The sequence below is a fragment of the Amycolatopsis sp. NPDC051371 genome, assembly GCF_040682155.1.
Classification (GTDB): domain Bacteria; phylum Actinomycetota; class Actinomycetes; order Mycobacteriales; family Pseudonocardiaceae; genus Amycolatopsis.
In genome coordinates this window covers 1-2400 of record NZ_JBFBAG010000116.1, presented here as the reverse complement: position 1 = coordinate 2400, position 2400 = coordinate 1, and the positions used below count along the sequence as shown (strand labels likewise).

General features: G+C 66.4%; 2 protein-coding genes. Both read left to right on the top strand.

The window, feature by feature from the left end:
• Positions 1-241: 241 nt before the first annotated feature.
• Positions 242-805: an NUDIX hydrolase gene (locus AB0M59_RS53535; protein ID WP_364632152.1), complete on the top strand. Its 564-nt coding sequence runs from the start codon at positions 242-244 to the stop codon at positions 803-805.
• Positions 806-906: 101 nt separating this feature from the next.
• On the top strand, positions 907-2148 hold the full coding sequence (locus tag AB0M59_RS53530; RefSeq protein ID WP_364632149.1) for a class I SAM-dependent methyltransferase: 1242 nt from the start codon (positions 907-909) through the stop codon (positions 2146-2148).
• Positions 2149-2400 lie beyond the last annotated feature (252 nt).

The window sequence follows — 2400 nt, the reverse complement described above, 5'->3', positions numbered from 1 at the left end:
CAACGAGTGGCTCGCCATGCCCAGCCCCAGCGACATCATCCCCGATCTGGAAAAACTCATCGCCCAGAACAAACGACGCCTCTAAACCACAACTACCGGGGAGCCCCCACCTTTTCGGGTGGGGGCTCCTCTGCGTTCACGTCGAGCAACGACGAAGACGCCGCCGGCAACGCCGTCCGGCTAGCGTCGGGGCGAGTCCGCCCATCCGCGGGAGGACCGATCAGGAACTGGTGGTGCCGCGATGGTCGAGTCCTCCGACGGCGAGTTCGCGCCGGTCCGGCAACTGTCTTCGCGCGAGGTCTACCGCAATCCGTGGCTCGCTCTGCGCGAAGACCGGATCGAGCGCCAGGATGGCTCCCGCGGTATCTACTCGGTGATCGAGCGGCCCGACTACGCGGTGGTCATCCCCGCCGAGGACGACGGTTTCCACCTGGTCACCCAGTACCGGTACCCGATCGCCGGGAGTTTCTGGGAGTTCCCTCAGGGCTGCTTCCCGGACTGGCGCCCGGTCGACCCGATCGAGCTTGCCCGCACCGAACTGGCCGAAGAGACCGGTTTCCGGGCCGGGTCACTGGTTGACCTCGGCCGTCTGTTCAGCTGGCACGGCGCGTCCGGGCAGGCGTTCACCGTCGTCCTGGCCACCGACCTGACGCCGGGCAGCCCCGATCGGGAAATCGGTGAGCAGGACATGCGGCAGCAGTGGTTCTCCCGCCGGCAGTTCGAGCGACTGATCCATGATGGAGAAATCAGGGACAATTCGACATTGTCCGCTTATGCGATGCTGCTGTTGCACGAGCGGGGGTGACTGCGGCGAAATACGGGGCAACGGCGGAGATGCCCGCATCGCCAACGCAATTCTACGATCGCAGAGCTGTACAACCATCGGCCGGCGTGAGGAGACAACTCGTGAGTGACGGTACAACGCTCTGTCAGACGTGCGGAGACGTCGCGGTCACCAAGTTCTTGTCACTCGGTCTGCAGCCCGCGTGCCTCTTCCCCGCGAACGCCGCGGAAGCGGAGACCGAGCAAGCCTGGCCACTCGATCTCGGTTTCTGCCCGCAGTGCAGCCTGGTCCAGATCACGGAGCCGGTCGACGAACGTATCCTCTTCGCCGGCGACTACCACCACATCGCCGGTTTGACCGGCGGCTACCGCCGGCACCTGCAGGGCCTCGCGGACGAGCTGGCCAAGTTCCGCGACTCGCTCGACGGCGCGCCGCGACGCCGTTCGGTCATCGAGATCGGAAGCAACGACGGCAGCCTCCTGGACGAGCTGGCGAAGCGCGACTTCGGCGTGCTGGGAGTCGACCCGAACGGCGTCGAGACCGCTGCCGGGTCGCCGGTCGTCAAGGAGTACTTCAGCGCGGACCTCGCGACGCGGCTGCTGGCCGGCCACCAGCCCGCGGACGTGGTCCTGGCGCTCAACACGTTCGCGCACATCACGAACCTGCGGGACTTCCTCGACGGGGTGTGCACCGTTCTGAACGACGACGGGATCTTCGTTTCCGAGTCGCATTACCTGCCGGACCTCCTCCAGACCCTGCAGTACGACTTCGCCTACCACGAGCACTCCCGGTACTACTCGCTGATGGCGCTGCAGGCCGTCTTCAAGCTTCACGGGCTCGAGGTCTTCCACATCGAGCGGATCCCCACCCACGGCGGGTCGGTCCGCGTTTACGCAGGCTTCGAGGGCGCTCACGAGGTGCGTGACTCCGTCTCGACCCTTCGCACTTACGAGGACACCCTGCAACTCACCAGCGAAGCGACCTACCGCGAGTTCGCGGGTCGCGTGGAAGAGCACCGGGACCGGCTGCGCGCGCTGCTGGCCGAAGTCAAGCGCGACGGTTCGCGGGTTGCGGCGGCGTCTTCGCCCGCCCGCGCGGTCACCCTGCTCAACTACTGCTCCCTGGGGCCGGCCGAGCTCGACTTCCTGTCCGAGATCAGCCCGCGCAAGATCGGCAAGCTTTCACCCGGCACCCACATCCCGGTCGTCCACCAGGACCGGCTGTGCGGCCCCGACCAGCCGGAGTACGCGTTGCTGCTGTCGTGGCACATCATCGACGAACTGGCCTCCCGACTCCGGCAGGAAGGGTTCACGGGGAAATTCCTCGTCCCGCTCCCGGAGCCGCAGGTGCTCGACGAGCTCTGAAGTCGCTCGTACCGATGCCCGCTTGTCGACGTGCCGGGTCACCGCACCCGGGACATCGACAAGCGGGCTGTCGCGTTGTGCCCCGGCCTCCTCAGCCGAACCGGTCACCGGGACCGATGTCAGGGAGGAGCGAAGAACTCGCAGGTCGGGTCGAGTGCCGTTTGTGTGCGCACGACGGGAGTTGCTGGGGCGGTGGGGGCTTGGGATGCTCACGCTGCGTGCATGTTGTGTTTCGGGTTTTTCGTGCACGCT